We start from the raw sequence: 24,852 nt of genomic DNA on the forward strand, positions 1-24,852 counted from the left end.
AGAAGGGGTGCATCCAGACGGGTGCGCCCCTCTTTCTTATCTCTTTGTGAAAACCCGTATCCGCTGAGTAAAGGTCAGGCGTAGGCTCGGGCATATGCGTAGTGCGGTTTCCTGGCGATCGTTACAGACCTGCAGGCCGGCCGAGGGAGGGGCGCGATGAACGACGGTGGCGCTGTGCTGCCCTGGATCGTCGTACGGCAGGACGACAACGGCAACCGCTATCGCGTCGGCAGATACGCCACCAGGGACGAGGCGCAGCAGATCGCGGACACGCTCGACGGCCGCGGACACAAGCAGCTGTACTCGGTCGAGCGCATCGGGCAGACGACACACTAGCCGCCCGGCGCCGGGCGGGCGGCAGGCAGCCGACCCGCATCGGCCGGCCCGTGAGCCGGCGCGGATTGCGCTCCGAAGTACGCTCCGGCGCATGAACGAGCGTCGCGTAGTGGTGGTGGCCGGGGCCGTGTTCGACCGGGGGCGGCTGCTTGCCGCTCGCCGCAGCGCTCCCGAGGACCTCGCCGGCCGCTGGGAGCTGCCGGGCGGCAAGCTGGAGCCGGGGGAGAGCCCCGAGCAGGCGCTCGTGCGCGAGCTGCGCGAGGAGCTGGGCGTCGAGACGGAGCCGCTGGCGCGGATCCCCGGCGAGTGGGTGCTCAAACCCGGCTATGTACTCCAGGTGTGGACTGCCCGGCTGCTCTCCGGGGAGCCGCAGCCGCTCGAGGACCACGACGCGCTGCGCTGGCTGGCGCCGCACGAGACCGATGCCGTCGACTGGCTGGATCAGGACCGGCCCGCCGTGGCCGAGGCCGCGCGACTGCTGCGGGAAAGCGAGCGGGACGGCGCGCGCGACTGACGCATACGCCGTTCGTGCCACGGTGCGCCCATTGCCGCCCTCGCCGCGATACCTCGCCCCAAATATCGGGTATGTGCTGATTAAACGTCCTAAATGGGGCGTGGATCTCCTGCCCGTCTGGGAAGTGAGCGGTGTGATCGACACCGAAGGCGAGGTCGCCGAGTGGACCTTCCCTGCCGAGCCCGACGCCGTGCGCACCGCCCGGCATGTCGTGCGCGACACCCTGCGCGCCTGGGGGCTGAACCAGGTCATAGGTGATGTCACTGTGCTCCTGGTCAGCGAGCTGGTGACCAATTCTCTACGGTACGCATCGGGTCCGATCGGGGTCCGGCTGGTCCGCCCCGAGCCCGGCGAGAGTGCCCCCAGCCTGCTTGTCGAAGTCTCCGACCCGCTCCCGGTTCCGCCCGTCGAACGCCCCGCGAAGCCCGATGACGAGAGTGGACGCGGGCTGCAACTGGTGGCTTGTACTGCCAGTCGGTGGGGTACCCGGCGCGGCAGAACCGGCAAGACCGTGTGGTTCGAGCTGCCCCTCACTGGTTAGAAGTGTGAAGGGACAATGATCACTGTTAGGCCCGGCTCAAAATGAACGAGACCGTGCTGTGATCGTGAACGCCGTGTTGGTCAGGGCCGTAGTGCTGAATACTGCGGTCATGGCCGGTCCGGTGCGGTGAGCTGGAGGGGACGGTCGCGTGAGCGAAATACCTGAGACGGCGAGCGGTGTCATATGGCAGAGCAGCCCGCCTGGCTCGATCTATGACTACATCAAAGTCGCCTCTTTCTCGATCGGCCCGGACGGGCTGGTCGACCAGTGGAGTCGGCGTGCCGTAGATCTCTTCGGTATCACTGCAGACGAGGTCAGGGGCAAGGACCCGGTCGAGGTCTTCATGCCCGCCGAGCTGCGCCCGCGCGGCCGCCGCCAGGTGGCCGAGATCCTGGACGGCAAGGAGTGGACCGGCCTGGTCCCCTTCCGCATGCCCAGGCAGCGCGGCGCGCACGGCGTCGCCGAGGTCTATGTGATGCCGAGTGAGACGGAGAGCGGCGACAAGGCTGCGCTCTGTATCGTCGTTGATGTCCGCGCACTGCGCCGGATCGAGAGTGATCTCGCCGCTTCGGAGGCTATTTTCGGCCAATCTCCTTTCGGCTTCCTCCTGTTCGGCACGGACCTCACCGTGCAGCGCGCCAACCAGCGCTTCGCCACCGTCTTCGGGGGCGCCGCCGAGGACCACCGAGGACGCACCGTCCACGACTATCTCTCCCGCCCCGAGGCCGAGCGGATGAACGCGTCGCTGCGCCGGGTCCTGGAGACCGGCGAATCCGCCATCGACCTCCAGATCGTCGGGGCGGTGCCGGGCAGCACGGAACGCAGGCACTGGTCGATCAACCTCTACCGGGTGCACAGCGGATCCGGCCACCCCATCGGCGTGGCCGGAATCGGCACCGATGTGACCCGCCGCAACAACGCGGCCCGCGAGGCCGCCAGCGCCCGACGCAACCTCGCTCTCCTCAATGAGGCGAGCGCCCGCATCGGCAACTCCCTCGATCTGGAGACCACCGCCCGCGAACTCCTCGACGTCGCGGTCCCCGGCTTCTGCGACCTGGCATCGGTCGACCTCTATCAAGGACTCCTCACCGGTGACGAGGCTCCCCCCGGTAGCGCGGACGGCAGCGCCGAGCTGCGCCGGGTCGCCTTCGCCAGCGCCGTCTCCGACGCGCCGCTGGTCGCCACCCCCGGCTGCGGCCAGGACGAACGCACCCCCACCGCGGTCGGCGAGGTGCACCACTATCCGTTCAACTCGCCGTGCGCCAGCGCCCTGCGCACCGCCCGGGTCCAGTCGATCCCGGGCGAGGAAGGCACCCTCGTCCAGTCCACGTTCGCGGTGCCGATGGTCGCGCACGACACCGTCGTCGGCCTGGTGCAGTTCTCCCGTACGAAGGGCAGCGAGCCCTTCGGGGAACGGGACCGGGCGCTCGCCGTCGAGCTCGCCGCCCGCGCGGCCGTCTGCATCGACAACGCCCGGCTCTACCGCAGGGAACACGAGCGGGCGCTGATCCTTCAGCGCAGCCTGCTCCCGCCCGGAGACCCCGAGGCAGCCGGCCTGGACATCGCCTGTCGCTATCTCCCGGGCAACACGGCCACCGAAGTGGGCGGAGACTGGTTCGACGTCATCGAACTGCCGGGCCACCGCACCGCGCTGGTGGTGGGCGATGTGATGGGGCGGGGGCTGCGTGCCGCGGTCGCCATGGGTGAACTGCGCACGGCCGTACGGACATTGGCGCTGCTGGACCTGGAACCGGCCGAAGTGCTCTCGGCGCTCGACGAGATCGCCCGCGGCCTCGGCACCCCCAGCGGCGCCCAGCAGGCCTCGCGCGTCGCCCACAAATCCCGCGAGGCCGACCTCTCCGAGGTCTATCTCGCCACCTGTGTCTACGCCGTCTACGACCCGGTCACCCGGCGCTGCACCTTCGCCAACGCCGGCCATCTGCCGCCTGTGCTCGTCGAACCGGGCGAGGAGGCGCTGCTGCTCGACGTGCCGCCGGGGATGCCGCTCGGAGTGGGCGGCGAGCCCTTCGAGGAGGTCGAGGTCGAGCTCCCGGAAGGCGCGCTGCTCGCGCTCTACACCGACGGGCTCGTCGAATCCCGTGACCACCCCCTCGACGAGGGGCTGCGCGCCTTCCGCACGGCGCTCACCGATCCCGTACATCCCCTCGAAGACGTCTGTGACCATGTGCTGAACACTCTCGACACCCGGCACGGCGAGGACGACATCGCGCTCCTGATGGCCCGCATCCAGGGGCTGCCCGTCGATGCCGTCGGCGACTGGCGGCTGCCGCGCGAGCCGCGCTCGGTCGGCCGCGCTCGCGAACTGGCCCGCGCCCAGCTGGTCGCCTGGGACCTCGAGGCCCTCGTCGACACGGTCGAGCTGCTTGTCAGCGAGCTGGTCACCAACGCGTTGCGGTACGGCGAGGGCGAGATCCGGCTGCGCCTGCTGCGCGACCGCACCCTGGTCTGCGAGGTGTGGGACGCGGGCCTGGTCCAGCCAAGACGACGACGGGCGCGCGACACCGACGAGGGCGGCCGCGGACTGCAACTGGTCGGCCTGCTGAGCGCGGCCTGGGGCTCGCGCCGGACCCCGCGCGGCAAGACGGTCTGGTTCGAACTCCCCCTGCCCGACGGTGACTCGACGTCCGAGCCCACCGTCGAGCAACTGCTCAGCATGTTCTGACGCCCCCAGGAAGGCCGACGGCCCGGGCCGGAAGGCCCGGGCCGACCGGCGCGACCACGCCGCGCTGGGGACCGCATCTCGGCTCAGCGGCCCCCGGCGGTCCCTCCGGAGCCCCTAGTCCTCCGCGCCCCGCCGCCTGATCTTGTTGCCCAGCCACACCAGCGGGTCGTACTTCCGGTCCACCGCGCGCTCCTTCAGCGGGATCAGCGCATTGTCGGTGATCTTGATGCCCTCGGGGCACACCTCCGTGCAGCACTTCGTGATGTTGCAATAGCCCAGACCGTGCTCGTCATGGGCGGCCTTCTTGCGGTCCAGGCCCGCCTCGCCGGCCGCGTCCAGCGGGTGCATGTCCAGCTCCGCCACCCGCATCAGGAAGCGCGGACCGGCGAACGCGGCCTTGTTCTCCTCGTGGTCGCGCACCACATGGCAGGTGTCCTGGCACAAGAAGCACTCGATGCACTTGCGGAACTCCTGCGAGCGTTCCACATCCATCTGCTGCATCCGGTACTCACCCGCCCGCACCCCCGGCGGCGGCACGAACGAGGGCACCTCGCGCGCCTTCGCGTAGTTGAAGGACACATCCGTCACCAGGTCCCGCACCACCGGGAACGCCCGCAGCGGCGTCACCGTGATCGTCTCCTCGCGCGAGAAGACCGACATCCGGGTCATGCACAACAGCCGCGGCCGGCCGTTGATCTCCGCGCTGCACGAACCGCACTTGCCCGCCTTGCAGTTCCAGCGGACCGCCAGATCGGAGGCCTGGGTGGCCTGGAGGCGGTGGATGATGTCGAGGACGACCTCCCCGTCGTTGACCTCGACGGCGAAGTCCCTGAGCTCCCCGCCGTCCGCATCACCGCGCCAGACCTTGAAGGCCGCTGTGTAGCTGCTCACTCGTAGAGCTCCTCTTCGGCGAGGTACTTGACCAGCTCCTCCTTGTCGAAGAGAGCGAGCAGGTCGGGACGGATGGGTTCGGTCGTCTTCCGTACGAGCGCGATCTGGCCGCGCACCGGATCGGTGGCCGCCAAACCGCCGGTGGGGTCGACGAGTTGGCACAGCAGATTGGCCCGCCGCCACTCGCGCTCCATGGCCGGGCAGTCCTCGCGGGTGTGCCCGCCCCGGCTCTCCGTGCGCTCCAGCGCGGCCCGCGCGATGCACTCGCTGACCAGCAGCATGTTCCGCAGGTCCAGCGCGAGGTGCCAGCCGGGGTTGAACTGCCGGTGCCCCTCGACCCCGGCGCGCCGCGCCCGTACCCGCAGGCCCGCCAGCCTGTCCAGCGCCTGCTCCATCTCCGCTCCGCGCCGGATGATGCCGACCAGGTCGTTCATCGTCTGCTGGAGCTCCTGATGGAGGGTGTACGGATTCTCCGGAGGCTTTCCGTTCTCCTCGCCCGGCTGTGGCCCCTCGGCGCTGAACGGACGCAGCGCCTCCGCCGCGGCCTCGTCGATCTGCCCGTCCTGCACCGTGGGGCGCTCGCGGACCCCTTCCGCGTACTCGGCCGCGTGCAGACCCGCCCGCCGGCCGAAGACCAGCAGGTCGGACAGCGAATTCCCGCCGAGCCGGTTGGAGCCGTGCATCCCGCCCGCGACCTCGCCCGCCGCGAACAGGCCGGGAACCCCGACCGCGGCCGCGGTGTCGGACTCGACGGCGATACCCCCCATCACGTAGTGACAGGTCGGTCCGACCTCCATCGGCTCCGCCGTGATGTCGACATCCGCCAGCTCCTTGAACTGGTGGTACATCGACGGCAGCCGGCGCCGGATCACCTCCGCCGGCATCCGGGTGGAGACATCCAGGAAGACGCCGCCGTGCGGGGAGCCGCGACCGGCCTTGACCTCGGAGTTGATGGCGCGGGCCACCTCGTCGCGCGGCAGCAGCTCAGGAGGACGCCGGTTGTTGTCCGGGTCCTCGTACCAGCGGTCGCCCTCCTCCTCCGACTGCGCGTACTTCTCCTTGAAGACATCCGGGATGTAGTCGAACATGAACCGCTTGCCCTCGGAGTTGCGCAGCACTCCGCCGTCGCCGCGCACCGACTCGGTGACGAGGATCCCCTTCACCGACGGCGGCCAGACCATCCCGGTCGGATGGAACTGCACGAACTCCATATTGAGCAGCGGAGCCCCCGCGAGCAGCGCCAGAGCGTGCCCGTCGCCGGTGTACTCCCAGGAGTTCGACGTCACCTTGAAGGACTTGCCGATACCGCCGGTGGCCAGCACCACGGACGGGGCCTCCAGCACGAAGAAGCGCCCGGACTCCCGCTCGTAACAGAAGGCCCCGGCAACCCTTTCGCCGTCCTTGAGACTGTGCTCTTTCAGGACGCGAGTGACCGTGCACTCCTGGAAGATCTTCAACCGGGCTTCGTAGTCGCCGAACTCTTCCTTGTCCTCCTGCTGCAGCGAGACGATCTTCTGCTGGAGCGTACGGATCAGCTCCAGGCCGGTCCGGTCGCCGACGTGCGCGAGCCGTGGGTACTCGTGTCCGCCGAAGTTCCGCTGGGAGATCTTCCCGTCGGCCGTCCGGTCGAAGAGCGCGCCCCAGGTCTCCAGCTCCCAGACCCGGTCGGGCGCCTCACGCGCGTGCAGTTCCGCCATCCGCCACTGGTTGAGGAACTTTCCGCCGCGCATGGTGTCGCGGAAGTGCACCTGCCAGTTGTCCCCGGCGTTCACATTGCCCATGGAGGCGGCGATGCCGCCCTCGGCCATCACGGTGTGGGCCTTGCCGAAGAGGGACTTGCAGATGACCGCCGTACGAGCGCCCCGCTCGCGCGCTTCGATGGCGGCCCGCAGGCCCGCGCCGCCCGCGCCCACCACCACGACGTCCCACTGCTGTCGTTCGAGTTGCGTCATGTCAGAACAACCTCGGATCGTCGAAGGCACCGGACGCGACGAGATAGACGTAGAAGTCGGCGAGCGCGACGCTGATCAGCGAGGCCCATGCGAGCACCGTGTGACGCTCATTCAGCTTGCCGACCCAGCTCCACAGGCGGTAGCGCACCGGGTGTTTGGAGAAGTGCTTCAGCCGGCCGCCGATGATGTGCCGGCAGGAGTGGCAGGAGACGGTGTACGCCCAGATCAGCACGATGTTGACCAGGAGAACGAGGGTGCCGAGGCCCATATGGCCCCACTCGTAGTGCTCGTCGCGGAAGGCGAGCACGGTGTCGTACGTGAGGATTCCGGCGACCGGGATCGCCGTGTAGAAGAAGTACCGGTGGATGTTCTGCAGGATCAGCGGGAAGCGGGTCTCGCCGGAGTACTTCTTGTGCGGCTCGGCGACCGCGCAGGCCGGGGGCGAGGCCCAGAAGCCCCGGTAGTAGGCCTTGCGGTAGTAGTAGCAGGTCAGCCGGAAGCCGAGCGGGAAGATCAGGATCAGCAGGGCGGGGGACAGGCCCCACCAGCTGCCGAAGATCTCCCAGTTGGGGCCGCCCCGCATCGGCTCGCAGTTCTCCGCGAGGCAGGGCGAGTAGAACGGCGAGACATACGGCGCCGCGTAGTAGTCGGCGTTGGCGAATGCCCGCCAGGTCGAGTAGACGACGAAGGCGAGCAACCCGCCGGCGGTCAGGGCGGGCGCCAGCCACCAGCGGTCGGTGCGCAGATGCCGCGGGCCGATGGCGGCGCGCGCGGCACCGTGCACGCCTGTATTGACTTGTGGTGGTTCAGTACCTGTGGCCAACGAGGTCTCCTAGGGAGCGTGCCGGTCTCGGACGCCCAGGCCCTCGTCGTCCGAATCCGTCCACAGCGCGTTGTTGTACGGGACGTCGGGAATGGTGACCAGTTCGGGGCGGCTCGGTGTCTTCGTGCCCGGTGTGATCGGCTCGGCAGTCGTGGCCGGGCCGGCGCCACGCAGCTGATCGACGGTCCGCTCCAGCTCTCCGACACGCTGGACCAGTTCGTCGAGGCGCCGCTGGATCGCCATCAGATCTTCCTGCTGGGACATGACTTGCCCTCACTTCCGCAGGGTGCGGTGGCATGGCTCATGCGCCTGCGAGTGTCGCGCGTCACGTCCCCCCTTGTGAAGGGACGTGCAGGGATTCCCGGCGCATGCGCTTTCAGCGCGCCCCTCGTGGTTCGGATATCACGACCCTCATTTTCTACCTTTCTGGCACGGTATGCCCGGTTCTACGTTGGGCTACACGGGTGACCTTGGGCGCCGGCCACGCCGTGTCGCCGCCACCTGTCGCGCCCCTTCGCCTTCAGTGGACAGCAATCGGTGTGATCATCTCCAAATTCCGCAAAAGTGGACGAAGAGGTACAAGCCATGTCCAAAGTCGACGCGCCACGCGGGAGGACATGCTCCCGTACGCTCCGCTCTGTCGCGCTGCTCACCAGCGGGGTACTCGCTCTGCCCGCACTGGCGGGCTGCAGCTCGGACGAGGCCGACACCGGCAAGGCCCCGGCCCAGGACATCGCGCCCGCCGGGCGCGACTCGGTCGCCGACGGAGGAACCCTGCGCTGGGCGATCGACGCCTTGCCCACCACGCTCAACGCCTTCCAGGCCGACGCGGACGCCGCCACGACGCGTATCGCCGGGGCCGTGCTCCCCTCCCTCTTCACTCTCGACCCGAGCGGCCGTCCGCAGCGCAACCCCGACTACGTCGAGTCCGCCGAGATCGTCAAACGCGAGCCCAAGCAGGTCGTCCTCTACAAGCTCAACCAGGAAGCGGTGTGGAGCGACGGCCGGGAGATCGGTGCGGCCGACTTCGTCTCCCAGTGGCGCGCGCTGAGCGGCAAGGACTCCGCGTACTGGACCGCGAGGAACGCCGGCTACGAGCGGATCGAGAAGATCGAGCGCGGTGCCAACGACCTCGAGGTCAAGATCACCTTCAAGAAGCCGTACGCGGACTGGCAGTCCCTCTTCACCCCGCTCTACCCGAGGGACATCACCGGCACCCCGTCCTCCTTCAACGACGGGGCCCGCACCACGCTCAAGGCGATGGCCGGCCCCTTCCAGCTGAAGTCCGTCGACCACGCGACGGGCACGACCACTCTCGTACGCAATCCCCGCTGGTGGGGGGAGCGGGCCAAGCTGGAGCGGCTGGTGCTGACCGCCGTGCCGCGCGACGAGCGCTCCGCCGCTGTCGCCGCGGGCAGCGTCGACCTCGCCGAGGTCGACTGGCGGACCGCGGACCGGATCGCCCTCGCGCCGCGGGAGAAGAAGGGCGCCGGCGGCCAGCCGCTCGCCGACGGCCCGGAAGGCGCGGACGACAAAGGGGAGGCGATTTCGCAGCAGGTCGGTGAACAGCCCTTCGAGGCGATCAGGCAGTACGCCAGCGAACAGACCGCACTGCGCGGCTATGTGATCCGCAAGTCGCTGGAGCCCGTGTACACCCAGCTCGCGCTGAACGGCGAGAAGGGACCGCTGGCCGACGACCGGGTGCGCCGTGCTGTGGCCCGCGCGCTGAACCGCAAGGAGCTGGCGGAGACCGTACTGGCCCCGCTCGGCCTGCCGGCCGCCCCGCCCGGAAGCCATCTGGCACTGGCCGGCCAGCGGGCGTACGCCGACAACAGCGCAGCGCTCGGCGAGCAGAGCACCAAGGAGGCAAAGGCACTGCTGGCCGACGCCGGCTGGACGCCGGCCGGAGCGCGCAGGAAGACCGCCCCGGCCAAGGCGGGCGGCGAGGCCAAGGGCGATGAGAAGCCGTCGCCCAGCACGACCGAGCCGGTGAAGCAGGACGACAAGCCTTCCTCCGACGGGCTCTACATCGTCGGTGACGACAAGCCCGCCGGCCAGGCCCACGGCCCCGACACCGGCAGCAGCGGTACCCATGTCCTCGCGCCCGCCCCCGCCGCGGCTGCCCAGGGCATGAGCCTGCAACGGCAGGCCGAGTCCCTCGACGACGACCCCGCGACCAGGCCCCGGACGAACGCCGCGGAGAAGCGGGGCGGGATGGCCGGAGCGTACGCCCCGCGCGGTACGGCCGCCCCCGTCCGGGCGGCCCGCACGATCGGCAAGGACGGCAAGCCGCTCACCCTGCGCTTCGTCCTCCCCTCGGGCCATGGCTCCGAGGGGCTGCGCAGTGTGGGCGACAAGATCGCGCGGATGCTGGGCCGCATCGGCGTGCGCACCGAGATCACCAAGGTCGCCGACGAGAGCTACTTCAAGGACCACATCGCATCGGGCGACTACGACCTGGCCCTGTACTCCTGGCCCGCCACCGCCTACCCGGCGACCGACGCCCGCCCGATCTTCGCGAAGCCCGTGCCCGCGAGCGACGGCTCGCTGCTGGTGGAGCAGAACTACACCCGCGTCGGCTCCGACCACATCGACCAGCTCTTCGACCAGGCGGCCGCCGAGCTGGACGAGGAGGCCGCCCGTGACCTGGTGCGCAAGGCCGACGCCCGGATCTGGGCCGCGGCCGGATCCATTCCGCTCTACCAGCGCCCCGAGCTGATCGCGGCCAGGCCCGCGGTGGTCAACGCCGGCGCCTTCGGCTTCGCCGCTCCCCGGTACCAGGACATCGGCTTCAAGAAGCCCAAAACTACCAAGAAGTAGCAGGTCAGAACCTCAGAACTGGCTCAAGTCCCTTGCCCGCCGGCCACACCGGCGGGCAAGATCGTGACGACCCTTGACCCGGGCTGTTGACCCCGCTCCACCGCACGTTTCAGCACACCCCCAGCGCTCCACCAAGTGCTCCACGATCTATCACCCGATCGGGCCGGGAAGCCCCGGACGCGGCGGCCCCGTACCATAGGACTAGCCGTGGCGTGTCCGCCCGGCGGGCGGACGAGGCTACGACCGTCAGACGCCTGATCCCACGATCGAGAGAAGCGCTAGTCAGCATGCCCACGCGCCACGACATCCGTAACGTTGCCATCGTCGCCCACGTCGACCATGGCAAGACCACCCTGGTCGACGCCATGCTGAAGCAGGCTGGCGCCTTCGCCGCACATGCCGCCGAGCACCTCGACGACCGCATGATGGACTCGAACGACCTGGAGCGTGAGAAGGGCATCACGATCCTGGCGAAGAACACCGCCGTGAAGTACCACCCCAAGGCCGGCGGGGATCCGATCACCATCAACATCATCGACACCCCCGGCCACGCCGACTTCGGCGGCGAGGTGGAGCGCGGTCTGTCCATGGTGGACGCGGTCGTTCTGCTCGTGGACGCCTCCGAGGGCCCGCTCCCGCAGACCCGCTTCGTGCTCCGCAAGGCCCTCCAGGCCCGGATGCCCGTCATTCTCTGCATCAACAAGACGGACCGCCCGGACTCCCGGATCGACGAGGTCGTCAATGAGACCTACGACCTGTTCCTGGACCTGGACGCGGACGAGGAGCAGATCGAGTTCCCGATCGTCTACGCCTGCGCCCGTGACGGCGTTGCCTCGCTGACCAAGCCGGAGGACGGCACCGTCCCGCCCGACAGCGAGAACCTGGAGCCGTTCTTCAACACGATCCTCGAGCACGTCCCGGCCCCGGAGTACGACGAGGCCGCGCCGCTCCAGGCCCATGTCACCAACCTGGACGCCGACAACTTCCTCGGCCGTATCGCGCTCTGCCGCGTCGAGCAGGGTGAGCTGAAGAAGGGCCAGACCGTCACCTGGATCAAGCGTGACGGCTCGATGTCCAACGTCCGCATCACCGAGCTGCTGATGACCGAGGCGCTCACCCGCAAGGCCGCCGAGAAGGCGGGCCCGGGCGACATCTGCGCGGTCGCCGGATTCCCGGACATCATGATCGGCGAGACGCTGGCCGACCCCGAGAACCCGATCGCGCTCCCGCTGATCACGGTCGACGAGCCCGCGATCTCGATGACCATCGGTACGAACACCTCGCCGCTGGTCGGCAAGGGCGGCAAGGGCCACAAGGTCACGGCCCGCCAGGTGAAGGACCGCCTGGACAGGGAGCTGGTCGGCAACGTCTCGCTCCGCGTCCTGGAGACCGAGCGCCCCGACACCTGGGAGGTCCAGGGCCGTGGTGAGCTCGCGCTGGCCATCCTGGTCGAGCAGATGCGCCGTGAGGGCTTCGAGCTGACCGTCGGCAAGCCCGAGGTCGTCACCAAGCAGGTCGACGGCAAGACGTACGAGCCGATCGAGCGCATGACGATCGACTCTCCCGAGGAGCACCTCGGCGCCATCACGCAGCTGATGGCGACCCGCAAGGGCCGTATGGAGACGATGACCAACCATGGCTCGGGCTGGATCCGCATGGAGTGGATCGTGCCGTCCCGCGGCCTGATCGGCTTCCGTACGGAGTTCCTGACCCAGACCCGCGGCACGGGCATCGCGCACTCCATCTTCGAGGGCCACGAGCCCTGGTTCGGCGAGCTGCGCACCCGTAACAACGGCTCGCTGGTGGCGGACCGTTCGGGCTCGGTGACACCGTTCGCGATGATCAACCTCCAGGAGCGCGGTGTCATCTTCACCGAGCCCGGCACCGAGGTGTACGAGGGCATGATCATCGGCGAGAACTCGCGCTCCGACGACATGGACGTGAACATCACCAAGGAGAAGAAGCTCACCAACATGCGTGCGGCTTCCGCGGACACGACGGAGAACGTCGTCCCGCCGCGCAAGCTCTCCCTGGAGCAGTCGCTGGAGTTCTGCCGCGACGACGAGTGCATCGAGGTGACCCCGGAGACGGTTCGTATCCGCAAGGTCGTCCTGGACCAGAAGGAGCGCGGCCGCACGGCCTCCCGCGCCAAGCGCAACTGACGCCCCGCGGGCGCCCGCCCGTCTGGCCGGAAGCCGGCCCAGCGGCCGATGGCGACCCGGTGACCGGAAGCGGCCCGGACGCCCCCACCAGTGGGGGCGTCCGGGCCGTTTGCGTCTGTCGACGTCCTGCGAAACCGCCGGAACGGAGCACGGCCCGGAGGTCCTCCGTCAACAGGATTTCCTACCCCGCACGATCGACTATCGGACGTTGCTCACCGGAAACCTGTATTAACAGTCCGTTTCGCGGGTGTCTGTCTGCGATCCCTTTGTCCGAATTCTGAGCCTCTGGCGTGGGGTGATGTTGCCAAAACGAGATGCTTTAGGTGTGGTTTACCGCCTGAACTTACCCAATAGTTGGCTTCATTGAGCTCGGGTCAACGGGTCACGCGCTGTGGGGAGCGCCGACTCACGAGCACACGGGGTACTGCTCTTCGCCGTCAGGGGTGTCGGCGGGTGTCATGTGCCCAGTCTCGCAGTGAACACGTGGACTCCTGAGGAGGAACCCATGCGCGGTGCCATGAGCGCCAGTGGGGTCGGGTCGTCGCAGACGGCTCGTACGGCCGGTCTTTTCCAGCGCAAATCATCCGGCCAGGTCGCTGGCAGCGGCCGGCGATTCTGAGACCCGGTCAACCGCTCGGCTCGCGCTCCTGGGGGTGGAACCCACCCCGATCGACGCTCCTTCCAACCTTCTTGCCTGCGGGTGCTCCCCTGGGCAAGGGGTGACGCGGCCGCACCCGTACAGGGTGACGGATGGCAACTCAGGGATCGTCATGCAGCGCTCACGCCGGTTCGAGTGCAAATCGCTCGGCCGCCGCAGCGCGCAGGAAACGCGGGTCACCCGACACCCGTGAATGGACACATCATGACCAGTCCAATTGAGACCGAGGACACCGACTCCTCTGTCACCTTGGACAAAGAGACCGCGACCAAGACCGATGCCGCGGAGAGCAAGACCCTTGCCGGCCGCTCACCCGGCCAGCTGATGTGGACGCGCTTCAAGCGCGACCGCACGGGCGTGATCTCCGCCTTGGTGGTGCTCTTCTTCTTCGCCATCGCGGCGCTGGCCCCGGTGATCTCCGCCTTGTACGGCAAGAATCCCTACACGCTCTACGCCCAGGAACCGGACTATCCGTTCCTGCTCGACGACTTCGCGATGCCCACCGGGAGCTTGGGTGGCATCTCCGGAGACTTCTGGTTCGGTGTCGAACCGAACCTGGGCCGCGACGTGTTCACCATGCTGCTCTACGGCATGCGCACCTCGCTGTTCATGGCACTCGTCCTGACGCTGCTCAGCGTGCTCACGGGCGTGATCATCGGCATGGTGGGTGGCTACTTCGGCGGCAGGGTCGACTACTGGCTGGGCCGGGTGACCGACTTCTTCCTGGCCTTCCCGAACCAGCTGTTCTTCATCGCCTTCATGCCCGTCGTGACCGCGCTGTTCGTGTCTCCGTCGGACGAGACCCCCACCTACCTGCGCGCAGTCGCGATCATCCTGGTGATGTGGTTCCTCGGTTGGATGGGCATGGCCCGTCTGGTCAGGAGCTCCGTCCTGTCTCTGCGTGAGCGGGAGTTCGTGGAGGCGGCCAAGGTCTCGGGCGCCTCGCGGTGGCGGATCGTGCGCAAGGAGATCCTGCCGAACATCGTCACCCCGATCCTGGTGCAGGGCACCTACACACTGCCCAGCTCCATCCTGAGCATCGCCTTCCTCTCGTTCGTCGGTGTCGGCTTCGTGGAGCCGACCCCTGACTGGGGCCGGATGTTCGCGATCGGCGCCAACATCTACGAGCAGGACCCGGCGTTCATGTTCTTCCCGGGCATCGCCATGGTGGTTTTCGTGCTCGCCTTCAACCTTCTTGGCGACTCGGTCCGGGACGCGTTCGACCCCAAGACCGGACGGTGACGTCCATGGGCGGGGGTGGCTGCCGCCCTCGCGCCGGGCAACCGGACGGCCAGGCAGCTCTTCTGGATAACAACGGACAGGTAGGTGCAACGAGCATCATGAAGCCCACTCAATCGCGCTCCGCCCGCGCCATAGTCGTCGCGGTCGCGGCCGGCTCGCTGGCGCTTACCGGCTGCTCCAAGGACAGCGGTAAGAACGCCAAGGACGAGTCCAAGTCCAAGCAGGACGCCTCGTCGCAGTCGAAGCCTGTCGTCTACGGCGACACCGCCGCTTCGAACGGCCCCGCGGCAGCGGTTCCGGGCGCCAAGCCCGGCGGCAGCATCAACGTCTACATGCAGTCGGACCTGTCCCACATGGACCCGGGCCAGATCTACGTCAGTGACGCGGGCCAGTTCGCCAACCTGGTCCACCGTGGTCTGACCAACTTCCAGGAGGACGACAAGGGCAACCTGACCGTCGTCGGTGACGTTGCCACCGACTCCGGCAAGTCGTCCAACGGCGGCAAGACCTGGACGTACACGCTCAAGGACGGCATCAAGGACCAGGACGGCAACGTCATCACGTCCGCCGATGTCCGTCACACCATCGAGCGCATGTACTCGAAGGTCATCTTCGACGGTCCGACCTACGTCCAGGACTGGCTCTCCGGCGGCAAGTACCGCGAGGCGCTGCCGGACGGTCCGTACAAGGGCAAGCACCTGCCGGACAGCGTCCTTGCGACCCCGGACGCGAAGACGGTCGTCTTCAACTTCAAGGCCCCGCAGCCCGACCTCCCGCAGGCGCTGGCCATGGCGGGTTACGCCATCGTTCCCCAGAAGGCGGACACGAAGGAGAAGTACGACAAGGCCCCGAAGTCGCTGGGCCCGTACAAGGTCGCCGAGTACAAGACCGGCAAGTCCCTGAAGCTGGTGAAGAACACGAACTGGGACCCGAAGACGGACTCGGTGCGCCACCAGTACGTCGACGGCTACAACTTCACCACGACCATCGACCAGGCCAGCCAGACCAAGCGTCTGATTGCCGACCAGGGCGAAGCCAAGAACGCCATCCAGTTCACGGACTCGGTCGACCCGGCCCAGATGCAGTCCGTGGTGGGCAACGCGGCGGTCAACAAGCGCGCCATCAAGGGCTACCAGCCCTACGTCTGGCAGATGTCCTTCAACCTGGACCGTCTGAAGGACAAGAAGATCCGCGACGCGATCACCCACGCGATCCCGAGCCAGTCCATGATCCAGGCTGACGGCGGTAAGTACGGCGGCGAGCTCGCCGGCGGTCTGTTCGCGCCGACCCTGCCGGGCTTCGACGCGAAGTACGACCCGTTCGGCAAGCTGAAGAAGCCCAACGGCGACCCGGCCAAGGCCAAGGAGCTGCTGAAGGAAGCGGGCGTCAAGCAGGGCACGAAGCTCTCCTACGCCTACTCCAACACGCCGCGTGGCCAGAAGCAGATGGTCATCATCAAGGACGCGCTCAACAAGATCGGCTTCGACGTCCAGGCCAAGGAGATCGAGCGCGCCACCTTCTACGAGCAGGTCGGCAAGCTCAACAACCCGTTCGACCTGTACATGACCGGCTGGGGCCAGGACTGGCCGTCCCCGGGCACGGTTGTCACCCCGGTCTACGACGGTGACCTGGTCGCCGACGGCGCCCCGAACTACTCGCACATCAAGGACGAGAAGGTCACCCAGGGCATCAACGAGGCACTGACGCTGGAGCCCGCGGCTGCCGCCAAGAAGTGGGAGGAGATCCACCACCGCATCGTGGAGGAGATCAACCCGGCTGCCCCGGTCTACTACTCCAAGCAGATCCAGCTGTCCGGCTCGAACGTCGGCGGCGTCAAGTACAGCACCGAGTCGAGCTACATCGACATCAACGACCTGTACCTGATCCAGCCGTAACACCGAAGCACGGCTGATCCGTGGGGGTGTGCGCCAGGCGGAGCGCACCCCCACGGACCCTCACCCCTCACAACCCCGCCGCTTCCGAAGAGAGCAGCCTTCCGCGATGCTTCAGTTCCTCATCCGCAGGTTGACCGGCGCCGTCGTCATCATGTTCCTGATCGGCGCCTTCACGTTCTTCCTGTTCTATACGATCCCCCAGGACTTCGCCGAGCTCTCCTGCGGCAAGAACTGCACGCCGGAGAACATCGCGGTCATCCGCGAGAACCTTGGCCTCGACAAGCCCATCACGGCTCAGTTCTGGGACTTCATGGTCGGCATCGTGGCCGGCCGCGACTTCGCTGTCGGACACTGCGCAGCGCCGTGTCTGGGGCTCTCCTTCGACTCCGGCAACTTCGTCTGGGACTCGATCATGGACCGCTTCCCGCTGACGCTGTCGCTGACCGTCGGCGGTCTGGTCATCTTCCTGGTGCTGGGACTCGGCTCGGGCATGCTCGCCGCCTGGAAGCGCGGCACTGTGGTCGACAAGGTCGTCAGTGGCGCCTCGATGGTGCTCAGCTCGTTCCAGATCTACTTCCTGGGGCCGATCGTTCTTGGCATCTTCGTCTACAGCACCGGCTGGATGGAGAACCCCAAGTACGTTCCGTTCACGGACGATCCGGTCGGCTGGGCCGTCGGCATGCTGATCCCCTGGGCCGTCATGGCGACCATCTTCACCGCCCAGTACACACGTATGGCCCGCTCCACCATGATCGAGCAGCTTCAGGAAGAGCATGTCCGGACCGCGCGGGCCAAGGGCATGCGACAGCGGTACGTCTTCTTCCGCTACGCCTGGCGCGGCTCTCTCACCCCCATCGTCACCATCCTCGGCATGGACCTCAGCGGACTCCTCGCGGGCGCGGTGGTCACCGAGTTCACCTTCGACCTGGCGGGCATCGGCCGCCTGGCGGTGGAGTCGTCACTGACCAAGGACCTGCCGCTGACGATGGGCGTGATGCTGTTCGGGGCCTTCTTCATCCTGATCCTGAACATCATCGTGGACCTCGCCTACGCCTACATCGACCCGCGCGTGCGCCTCGCCTAGGAGAACGACCGTGACCACAATGACCAAGACCGAAGACACACCGGCCCCGACCGGGCCGGAGGCCTTCCTCTCGGTCCGCGACCTGCGGGTGCGGTTCTCCACCGAGGACGGCATCGTCAACGCGGTCGACGGCCTCTCCTTCGACGTCGAGCGTGGCAAGACGCTGGGCATCGTGGGCGAATCGGGCTCCGGCAAGTCCGTGACCAACCTGACCGTCCTCGGTCTGCACAACCCCAAGACCAGCGCTGTCGACGGATCGATCCGCCTCGACGGCCAGGAGCTGACCGACGCGCCCGAGAAGGAGCTGGAGAAGCTCCGCGGCAACAAGGTCGCGATGATCTTCCAGGACCCGCTGACGGCGCTCTCGCCGTACTACACGGTGGGCCGGCAGATCGCCGAGCCGTTCATGAAGCACACCGGCGCCTCCAAGAAGCAGGCGAAGGCACGGGCCATCGAGATGCTGGACAAGGTCGGCATTCCGCAGCCCGCGCTGCGCTTCAACGACTATCCGCACCAGTTCTCCGGCGGTATGCGCCAGCGCGCGATGATCGCCATGGCGCTGATCTGCAACCCCGACCTGCTGATTGCCGACGAGCCGACAACCGCGCTCGACGTGACCGTCCAGGCGCAGATCCTCGACCTGCTCAAGGACCTCCAGCAGGAGTTCGGGTCGGCGATCATCTTCATCACCCACGACCTCGGTGTCATCGCCAACATGGCCGATGACCTGCTCGTGATGTACGCGGGGCGGGCGGTGGAGCGCGGCAGCGTCCGCGAGGTGCTCACGGCACCCCAGCACCCGTACACGTGGGGGCTGTTGAGCTCGATGCCGCGCCTCGGGGGCGACATCGACGAGGCGCTCACGCCGATCCCCGGCTCCCCGCCGAGCCTGCTCAACCCGCCCTCCGGCTGCCCCTTCCACCCGCGTTGCACCTTCACCGGCAAGGTGGAGGACTCGCGGTGCTCCGGTGAGCGGCCGCAGCTGGCTGAGGGGCGGGCCGCTGCCTGCCATCTCACGTCGCAGCAGAAGCAGACCATCTTCATTGATCAGATCAAGCCCCGGCTTGGCTAGGGAGACGCAGAGACATGAGCGAGAACGTCACTCTGCCTAAGCAGCAGGGAACATCCGATGGGGCAACCGACCGGGGCGAGCCACTGCTCACCGTCGAGGGCCTGACCAAGCATTTCCCGATCTACGGCGGCTTCCCCTTCAAGCGCCAGGTCGGTGCCGTCAAGGCGGTGGACGGGATCGACCTGTCCGTGCACGCCGGTGAGAGCCTCGGCCTCGTCGGCGAGTCCGGCTGCGGCAAGTCCACCACCGGCCGGCTGATCACGCGGCTGATGGAACCGACCGGCGGCAAGATCACCTACGCCGGGCAGGACATCACCCGCGCCGGCCGCAAGCAGTTGGCGCCGGTCAGGTCCGAGATCCAGATGATCTTCCAGGACCCGTACTCGTCGCTGAACCCGCGGCAGACCGTCGGCACCATCATCAAGAGCCCGATGGAGGTCAACGGCATCAACCCGGCCGGCGGGCGCGAGAAGCGGGTGCAAGAGCTCCTGGAGACCGTGGGTCTCAACCCGGAGCACTACAACCGCTTCCCGCACGAGTTCTCCGGCGGCCAGCGCCAGCGCATCGGTGTGGCGCGGGCCCTCGCGCTCCAGCCGAAGCTGATCGTCGCCGACGAGCCGGTCTCCGCGCTGGACGTGTCGATCCAGGCACAGGTCGTCAACCTGCTGCAGAAGGTCCAGGACGAGCTGGGTATCGCTTTCCTGTTCATCGCCCACGACCTGGCGATCGTGCGGCACTTCTCGCACCGCGTGGCCGTGATGTACCTGGGCAAGGTGGTAGAGGTCGCCGACCGCGACTCCCTCTACAACAGGCCTCGTCACCCGTACACGCACGCCCTGCTCTCGGCCGTGCCCGAGGCGGACGTCGACGCCGCGAAGAAGGAGCGGATCCGCCTCTCCGGCGACGTTCCCTCCCCGATCATGCCGCCGTCCGGCTGCCGCTTCCGCACCCGCTGCTGGAAGGCGCAGGACAAGTGCGCGACCGAGGAGCCGCCACTGGTGCAGATCTCCGGGAACCGTGAGGGTCACCTGACGGCCTGCCACTTCCCGGAGGAGCCGACGACCGAGCGAGCCGAGGACGTGATCCTGGACCCGGCGCTCGCCGCGCTCGAGGAGGGGAAGAACGGCTCCGACGACTGACGCGAGAGCACGGGGAATGCCCCGGCCGCCATTGTGGCGGCCGGGGCATTCTCATTTCCGGCCCCTCAAGGCCCGGGCCCGTGGAATCGGCAGCGACTTGCTGCGCCACGCCTGCTGCGCCACGCCTGCGGCGTATACGCCGCCCGCGGCCGGGACACCATCGGACCGGCTGTGGACGGCGGGAACGAGACGGGCGCGTTGCGGTTGTACGAGGCGCACGGCATGGCCTTCCACTTCGCCGTGGACACGTGGGTGGTTACTGTCCCGACCGGCACGGCCGCTGGGCCGGACGGGCGATGAGAATATGCGCGCCATGGCGCAGGAGGTGATATTTGGGCCTAAGTCGGACTCATGACTCGGGAGGCACCTCATGCGTGGAGCCGCGCACGCCAGATGGGCGGCATGCGCCGTGGCTGTCGCTCTCACCGCCACGGCCTGCGGCGGCGGTGGCAGCGGTGGCGGTGGTGCCGACGGGATCGTGAGCTCGTCGTGGGGCGACCCGCAGAACCCGCTGGAGCCCGCGAACACCAACGAGGTGCAGGGCGGCAAAGTCCTCGACATGCTCTTTCGTGGTCTCAAGCAGTACGACCCGAAGACCGGCGAGGCGAAGGACATGCTCGCCGAGGAGATCGACACGACGGATTCCACGAACTTCACGGTCACCGTCAAGGACGGCTGGACCTTCAGCGACGGCGAGAAGGTCACGGCCAAGTCCTTCGTGGACGCCTGGAACTACGGCGCCAACCTCAAGAACAACCAGAAGAACGCTTACTTCTTCGGCTACATCGAGGGCTACGACCAGGTCCACCCGGAGCAGGGCCGGCCCACCGCCGAGACCCTCTCCGGGCTCAAGGTCGTCGATGCGAAGACCTTCACGGTCAAGCTCTCCCAGAAGTTCTCCACCTGGCCCGACACCCTCGGCTACGCCGCCTTCTCCCCACTGCCCAGCGCGTTCTTCTCCAACCACGCGGCCTGGCTGTCCAAGCCCGTCGGCAACGGCCCGTATGTCGTCGAGTCGTACGCCAAGGGCTCGAAGATGTCGATGCGCAAGTGGGACGGCTACCCGGGCAGCGACAAGGCGCAGAACGGCGGCGTCGACCTGAATGTGTACACGGACAACAACACCGCCTACACCGATCTGACGGCGGGCAACCTCGACCTCGTCGACGATGTGCCGGCCTCGCAGCTGAAGAATGTGCAGGCGGACCTCGCCGGCCGGTACATCAACACCCCCGCCGGCATCATCCAGACCATCGCCTTCCCGTTCTACGACAAGGCCTGGAACACCCCAGGGGGCGCGAAGGTCCGCACGGGGCTGTCCATGGCGATCAACCGACAGCAGATCACCGACACGATCTTCCACAAGACGCGTACGCCCGCAAAGGACTGGACCTCGCCCGTGCTCGGCGTGGACGGTGGCTTCGACGACTCGCTGTGCGGTGACTCCTGCGAGTACAACGCCGCCGAGGCGAAGAAACTGATCACAGAGGGCGGCGGCATCCCCGGCGGCCGGCTGAAACTCTCGTACAACGCGGACAGCGGCTCGCACAAGGAGTGGGTCGACGCCGTCTGCAACAGCATCAACAATGTGCTGGGCAACGACAGGGCGTGCGTCGGCAACCCGGTCGGCACCTTCGCGGACTTCCGCAACCAGATCGGGCAGCACAAGATGCCCGGCCCCTTCCGGGCCGGCTGGCAGATGGACTACCCGCTCATCCAGAACTTCCTGCAGCCGCTCTACTACACCAACGCCTCGTCCAACGACGGCAAGTGGAGCAACCCGGAGTTCGACAAGCTCGTCGACGATGCCAACGCCGAGAGCGACAACAAGAAAGCCGTCGAGACCTTCCAGAAGGCCGAAGGGGTCGTACGCGACCAGATGGCCGCCATCCCGCTCTGGTACCAGAACGGCAGCGCCGGCTACTCGGACCGGGTCTCCAATGTCTCGCTGAACCCCTTCAGCGTCCCCGTCTACAACGAGATCAAGGTCAACTGACGGCGGGAGGCGACCGGCCCGGCGTTCCCTGCGCGCCGGGCCGTCGTCCTTCCCACGACCCCCGGAGCCCTCATGGGACGTTATGTGATCCGGCGTCTGCTGCAGATGATCCCGGTCTTCTTCGGCGCCACGCTGCTGATCTTCCTCATGGTGAATGTGATGGGCGACCCCATCGCGGGCCTGTGCGGCGAGCGGCAGTGCGATCCGGCGACTGCCGCCCAGCTGCGCAAGGAGTTCGGACTCGACAAGCCGGTGTGGCAGCAATACCTGACGTACATGGGGAACGTCTTCACCGGCGACTTCGGCACCGCCTTCAACGGGCAGGAGGTCACCGAGCTGATGGCCGAGGCCTTCCCGGTCACCATCCGGCTCACCATCGTCGCGATCGTCTTCGAGATCGTCATCGGCATCACGCTCGGTGTGATCACGGGCCTGCGGCGCGGCCGTCCCGTCGACACCGGCGTGCTGCTGCTCACACTGGTCGTCATCTCGGTCCCGACCTTCGTCACCGGTCTCATCCTCCAGCTGCTGCTGGGCGTCGACTGGGGCGTCATCAAGCCCGCGGTCTCGCCCGAGGCACCCTTCAACGAGCTGCTCATCCCCGGACTTGTGCTCGCCTCGGTCTCTCTCGCGTACGTCACCCGGCTCACCCGGACCTCGATCGCCGAGAACGCCCGCTCCGACTACGTCCGCACCGCGAAGGCGAAGGGGCTCCCCAGAAGGCGGGTGATCAGCCGTCATCTGCTGCGGAACTCGCTGATCCCGGTGGTCACCTTCATCGGCACCGACATCGGCGCCCTGATGGGCGGCGCGATCGTCACCGAGCGCATCTTCAACATCCACGGCGTCGGATACCAGCTCTACCAGGGGATTCTGCGCCAGAACACCCAGACGGTCGTCGGCTTCGTGACCGTGCTCGTCATCGTCTTCCTGGTGGCGAACCTCCTGGTCGACCTTCTGTACGCCGTTCTCGACCCGAGGATCCGGTATGCCTGAGCGATACGATCCGGACGAAGCCGTCGCTCCGACGGGAGCGGGCGGCGTGATGGACCTCGCGACCAGCGAGGGGGAGACACTCGAGAAGCTCCCCGGTGGCCCCAAGGGCACCGGGCCCGCCGAGCTGGATCCATCAGCCCCCTCCGGCGAACGGGCCCGCAGTCTGTGGTCCGACGCCTGGCGCGATCTGCGGCGCAACCCGATCTTCATCGTCTCCGGCCTGGTCATCCTCTTCCTGGTCGTCATCTCCATCTGGCCCTCGCTGATCGCCTCCGGCAATCCGCTCCAGTGCGATCTCGCCAAGGCCCAGGAGGGCTCGCAGCCCGGCTACCCCTTCGGCTTCAACGGGCAGGGCTGCGACGTGTACACGCGTACGGTCTACGGCGCCCGCACCTCGGTCACCGTCGGCGTCTGTGCCACGCTCGGAGTCGCCCTGATCGGTTCCGTCTTCGGCGGTCTCGCCGGCTTCTTCGGCGGTGCGTCGGACGCGATCCTGTCCCGCGTCACGGACATCTTCTTCGGCATCCCGGTCGTCCTCGGCGGTCTGGTCCTGCTGTCCGTCGTCACCAGTTCCACCGTCTGGCCGGTCATCGGCTTCATGGTGCTGCTCGGCTGGCCCCAGCTCTCCCGTATCGCGCGCGGCTCGGTCATCACCGCGAAGCAGAACGACTACGTCCAGGCGGCTCGGGCGCTCGGCGCGTCCAACTCCCGGATTCTGCTGCGGCACATCACCCCCAACGCCGTCGCTCCCGTGATCGTCGTGGCGACCATCGCGCTCGGCACCTACATCTCCCTGGAGGCGACCCTCTCGTTCCTCGGTGTCGGCCTCAAGCCACCGACCGTGTCGTGGGGCATCGACATCTCCTCAGCCTCGCCGTACATCCGCAACGCCCCGCACATGCTGCTCTGGCCGGCCGGCGCGCTGGCGATCACCGTGCTCGCGTTCATCATGCTCGGCGACGCGGTGCGCGACGCCCTCGACCCCAAGCTGCGCTGAGGAGCCCGCCATGTTGCTCGAAGTGCGTGATCTGCACGTGGAGTTCCGTACGAGGGACGGGGTGGCCAAGGCCGTCAACGGTGTCAACTACACGGTGGACGAGGGCGAGACGCTCGCGGTGCTGGGCGAGTCCGGCTCCGGCAAGTCCGTCACGGCGCAGGCGGTCATGGGCATTCTGGATGTGCCCCCGGGGAAGATCGCCGGCGGCGAGGTCCTCTTCCAGGGGCAGGATCTGCTGAAGCTCAAGGAGGAGGAGCGGCGGAAGATCCGCGGAGCGGGGATGGCCATGATCTTCCAGGACGCGCTCTCGTCCCTGAACCCGGTGCTGAGCGTGGGCGACCAGCTCGGCGAGATGTTCGTCGTCCACCGCAAGATGTCGCGGAGGGACGCGCGTGCCAAGGCCGTCGAGCTGATGGAGCGGGTGGGCATTCCGGCGGCGAAGGAGCGGGTCGGGCAGTATCCGCACCAGTTCAGCGGGGGTATGCGCCAGCGCATCATGATCGCCATGGCGATGGCCCTTGAGCCTTCGCTGATCATCGCGGACGAGCCGACAACCGCGCTGGACGTCACCGTCCAGGCCCAGGTGATGGATCTGCTGGCCAAGCTCCAGAGCGAGCTGAACATGGGGCTGATCCTGATCACCCATGACCTCGGTGTGGTCGCCGACGTCGCGGACAAGATCGCGGTGATGTATGCGGGGCGGATCGTGGAGACGGCCCCGGTGCACGACATCTACAAGGCCCCCGCGCATCCGTACACCAAGGGGCTGCTCGAATCGATCCCGCGCCTGGACCAGAAGGGCCAGGAGCTGTACGCGATCAAGGGTCTGCCGCCGAACCTGATGAACATTCCGCCCGGCTGCGCCTTCAACCCGCGCTGCCCATTGGCCCAGGACGTGTGCCGGACCGATGTGCCGCCGCTGTACGAGGTGTCGGGGGAGCGCGGGAGCGCGTGCCACTTCTGGCCGGAGGCACTCAATGGCTGAGCGGGCCGGACGGGATGAGCGGGCCGGACGGGATGAGCGGGCCGGACACGCTGGGCAGGCCGGACG

Annotated in this window: 19 protein-coding genes; 15 read left to right on the forward strand and 4 right to left on the reverse strand. The window is 67.7% G+C overall.

All coding sequences use genetic code 11. From position 1 onward, the window contains the following. The first annotated feature begins 156 nt into the window (after nucleotides 1–156). The 4 genes from J7E87_RS16405 (at nucleotide 157) to J7E87_RS16420 (ending at nucleotide 4,074) form a co-directional block, all read left to right on the forward strand. Nucleotides 157–336, forward strand: a complete 180-nt coding sequence (locus tag J7E87_RS16405; RefSeq protein ID WP_215094547.1) for an SPOR domain-containing protein — start codon at nucleotides 157–159, stop codon at nucleotides 334–336. A gap of 91 nt (nucleotides 337–427) precedes the next feature. Continuing rightward, a complete protein-coding gene (locus tag J7E87_RS16410) occupies nucleotides 428–850 on the forward strand; it encodes a (deoxy)nucleoside triphosphate pyrophosphohydrolase (RefSeq protein ID WP_215094549.1) in 423 nt (140 codons plus the stop codon). Nucleotides 851–974: 124 nt separating this feature from the next. Next, the gene (locus tag J7E87_RS16415) at nucleotides 975–1,391 is read left to right on the forward strand and encodes an ATP-binding protein (RefSeq protein WP_215094659.1); all 417 of its coding nucleotides are present in this window, start codon (nucleotides 975–977) and stop codon (nucleotides 1,389–1,391) included. 148 nt (nucleotides 1,392–1,539) lie between these two features. Continuing rightward, a complete protein-coding gene (locus J7E87_RS16420; RefSeq protein ID WP_215094551.1) occupies nucleotides 1,540–4,074 on the forward strand; it encodes a SpoIIE family protein phosphatase in 2,535 nt (844 codons plus the stop codon). Nucleotides 4,075–4,188: 114 nt separating this feature from the next. On the opposite strand, the gene J7E87_RS16425 is transcribed toward J7E87_RS16420, so the two are convergent. Genes J7E87_RS16425 through J7E87_RS16440 form a run of 4 tightly spaced genes read right to left on the reverse strand, consistent with a single transcriptional unit; the run spans nucleotide 4,189 to nucleotide 8,004 of the window. Continuing rightward, nucleotides 4,189–4,965 (reverse strand): succinate dehydrogenase/fumarate reductase iron-sulfur subunit, encoded by a 777-nt coding sequence (locus J7E87_RS16425; RefSeq protein ID WP_215094553.1) that lies wholly within the window; start codon nucleotides 4,963–4,965, stop codon nucleotides 4,189–4,191. Next, on the reverse strand, nucleotides 4,962–6,917 hold the full coding sequence (locus tag J7E87_RS16430) for a fumarate reductase/succinate dehydrogenase flavoprotein subunit (protein ID WP_215094555.1): 1,956 nt from the start codon (nucleotides 6,915–6,917) through the stop codon (nucleotides 4,962–4,964). Before J7E87_RS16430 ends, J7E87_RS16425 begins: the two co-directional genes overlap by 4 nt. A 1-nt stretch (nucleotide 6,918) precedes the next feature. Next, nucleotides 6,919–7,740, reverse strand: coding sequence for a hypothetical protein (locus J7E87_RS16435; protein ID WP_215094557.1), 822 nt, complete (start codon nucleotides 7,738–7,740; stop codon nucleotides 6,919–6,921). Between the two features lie 9 nt (nucleotides 7,741–7,749). Further along, nucleotides 7,750–8,004, reverse strand: a complete 255-nt coding sequence (locus J7E87_RS16440; RefSeq protein ID WP_215094559.1) for a hypothetical protein — start codon at nucleotides 8,002–8,004, stop codon at nucleotides 7,750–7,752. Between the two features lie 321 nt (nucleotides 8,005–8,325). On the opposite strand from J7E87_RS16440, the gene J7E87_RS16445 reads away from it, so the two are divergent. From J7E87_RS16445 to J7E87_RS16495, 11 genes are all read left to right on the forward strand, one after another. After that, nucleotides 8,326–10,560: an ABC transporter family substrate-binding protein gene (locus J7E87_RS16445; protein WP_215094561.1), complete on the forward strand. Its 2,235-nt coding sequence runs from the start codon at nucleotides 8,326–8,328 to the stop codon at nucleotides 10,558–10,560. Nucleotides 10,561–10,847: 287 nt separating this feature from the next. Then, nucleotides 10,848–12,722 carry a translational GTPase TypA gene (gene typA, locus J7E87_RS16450; protein WP_215094563.1) on the forward strand — a complete coding sequence of 625 codons (1,875 nt, stop codon included), beginning with the start codon at nucleotides 10,848–10,850 and terminating at the stop codon, nucleotides 12,720–12,722. 862 nt (nucleotides 12,723–13,584) lie between these two features. After that, complete coding sequence (locus J7E87_RS16455; protein ID WP_215094565.1) at nucleotides 13,585–14,622, forward strand: ABC transporter permease; 1,038 nt, start codon at nucleotides 13,585–13,587, stop codon at nucleotides 14,620–14,622. A 98-nt stretch (nucleotides 14,623–14,720) separates the two neighbouring features. Next, entirely contained in the window at nucleotides 14,721–16,517 is a 1,797-nt protein-coding gene (locus J7E87_RS16460) for an ABC transporter substrate-binding protein (RefSeq protein ID WP_215094567.1), read from the forward strand. A gap of 106 nt (nucleotides 16,518–16,623) precedes the next feature. Further along, the gene (locus tag J7E87_RS16465) at nucleotides 16,624–17,601 is read left to right on the forward strand and encodes an ABC transporter permease (protein WP_215094569.1); all 978 of its coding nucleotides are present in this window, start codon (nucleotides 16,624–16,626) and stop codon (nucleotides 17,599–17,601) included. A 10-nt stretch (nucleotides 17,602–17,611) separates the two neighbouring features. After that, the gene (locus J7E87_RS16470) at nucleotides 17,612–18,673 is read left to right on the forward strand and encodes an ABC transporter ATP-binding protein (protein WP_215094571.1); all 1,062 of its coding nucleotides are present in this window, start codon (nucleotides 17,612–17,614) and stop codon (nucleotides 18,671–18,673) included. A 14-nt stretch (nucleotides 18,674–18,687) separates the two neighbouring features. Beyond that, nucleotides 18,688–19,812, forward strand: coding sequence for an ABC transporter ATP-binding protein (locus J7E87_RS16475; RefSeq protein WP_215094573.1), 1,125 nt, complete (start codon nucleotides 18,688–18,690; stop codon nucleotides 19,810–19,812). Nucleotides 19,813–20,182: 370 nt separating this feature from the next. Further along, the gene (locus J7E87_RS16480) at nucleotides 20,183–21,808 is read left to right on the forward strand and encodes an ABC transporter substrate-binding protein (RefSeq protein ID WP_215094575.1); all 1,626 of its coding nucleotides are present in this window, start codon (nucleotides 20,183–20,185) and stop codon (nucleotides 21,806–21,808) included. A 72-nt stretch (nucleotides 21,809–21,880) separates the two neighbouring features. Then, nucleotides 21,881–22,804 carry an ABC transporter permease gene (locus J7E87_RS16485; RefSeq protein ID WP_215094577.1) on the forward strand — a complete coding sequence of 308 codons (924 nt, stop codon included), beginning with the start codon at nucleotides 21,881–21,883 and terminating at the stop codon, nucleotides 22,802–22,804. Further along, nucleotides 22,797–23,801, forward strand: coding sequence for an ABC transporter permease (locus J7E87_RS16490; RefSeq protein WP_215094579.1), 1,005 nt, complete (start codon nucleotides 22,797–22,799; stop codon nucleotides 23,799–23,801). Before J7E87_RS16485 ends, J7E87_RS16490 begins: the two co-directional genes overlap by 8 nt. 10 nt (nucleotides 23,802–23,811) lie before the next feature. Then, nucleotides 23,812–24,786 (forward strand): ABC transporter ATP-binding protein, encoded by a 975-nt coding sequence (locus J7E87_RS16495; RefSeq protein WP_215094581.1) that lies wholly within the window; start codon nucleotides 23,812–23,814, stop codon nucleotides 24,784–24,786. Nucleotides 24,787–24,852: the final 66 nt, after the last annotated feature.

The organism is Streptomyces sp. ISL-1, assembly GCF_018614585.1.
Taxonomy (GTDB): Bacteria; Actinomycetota; Actinomycetes; order Streptomycetales; family Streptomycetaceae; genus Streptomyces; species Streptomyces maoxianensis.

What these genes read in the sequence shown, in the direction of transcription:
- J7E87_RS16495 (WP_215094581.1), top strand. Translation starts at nt 23,812, where the DNA reads ATGTTGCTCGAAGTGCGTGATCTGCACGTGGAGTTCCGTACGAGGGAC.
- J7E87_RS16430 (WP_215094555.1), bottom strand. Translation starts at nt 6,917, where the DNA reads ATGACGCAACTCGAACGACAGCAGTGGGACGTCGTGGTGGTGGGCGCG.
- J7E87_RS16485 (WP_215094577.1), top strand. Translation starts at nt 21,881, where the DNA reads ATGGGACGTTATGTGATCCGGCGTCTGCTGCAGATGATCCCGGTCTTC.
- J7E87_RS16490 (WP_215094579.1), top strand. Translation starts at nt 22,797, where the DNA reads ATGCCTGAGCGATACGATCCGGACGAAGCCGTCGCTCCGACGGGAGCG.
- J7E87_RS16460 (WP_215094567.1), top strand. Translation starts at nt 14,721, where the DNA reads ATGAAGCCCACTCAATCGCGCTCCGCCCGCGCCATAGTCGTCGCGGTC.
- J7E87_RS16445 (WP_215094561.1), top strand. Translation starts at nt 8,326, where the DNA reads ATGTCCAAAGTCGACGCGCCACGCGGGAGGACATGCTCCCGTACGCTC.
- typA (WP_215094563.1), top strand. Translation starts at nt 10,848, where the DNA reads ATGCCCACGCGCCACGACATCCGTAACGTTGCCATCGTCGCCCACGTC.
- J7E87_RS16410 (WP_215094549.1), top strand. Translation starts at nt 428, where the DNA reads ATGAACGAGCGTCGCGTAGTGGTGGTGGCCGGGGCCGTGTTCGACCGG.
- J7E87_RS16455 (WP_215094565.1), top strand. Translation starts at nt 13,585, where the DNA reads ATGACCAGTCCAATTGAGACCGAGGACACCGACTCCTCTGTCACCTTG.
- J7E87_RS16405 (WP_215094547.1), top strand. Translation starts at nt 157, where the DNA reads ATGAACGACGGTGGCGCTGTGCTGCCCTGGATCGTCGTACGGCAGGAC.
- J7E87_RS16480 (WP_215094575.1), top strand. Translation starts at nt 20,183, where the DNA reads ATGCGTGGAGCCGCGCACGCCAGATGGGCGGCATGCGCCGTGGCTGTC.
- J7E87_RS16440 (WP_215094559.1), bottom strand. Translation starts at nt 8,004, where the DNA reads ATGTCCCAGCAGGAAGATCTGATGGCGATCCAGCGGCGCCTCGACGAA.
- J7E87_RS16475 (WP_215094573.1), top strand. Translation starts at nt 18,688, where the DNA reads ATGAGCGAGAACGTCACTCTGCCTAAGCAGCAGGGAACATCCGATGGG.
- J7E87_RS16465 (WP_215094569.1), top strand. Translation starts at nt 16,624, where the DNA reads ATGCTTCAGTTCCTCATCCGCAGGTTGACCGGCGCCGTCGTCATCATG.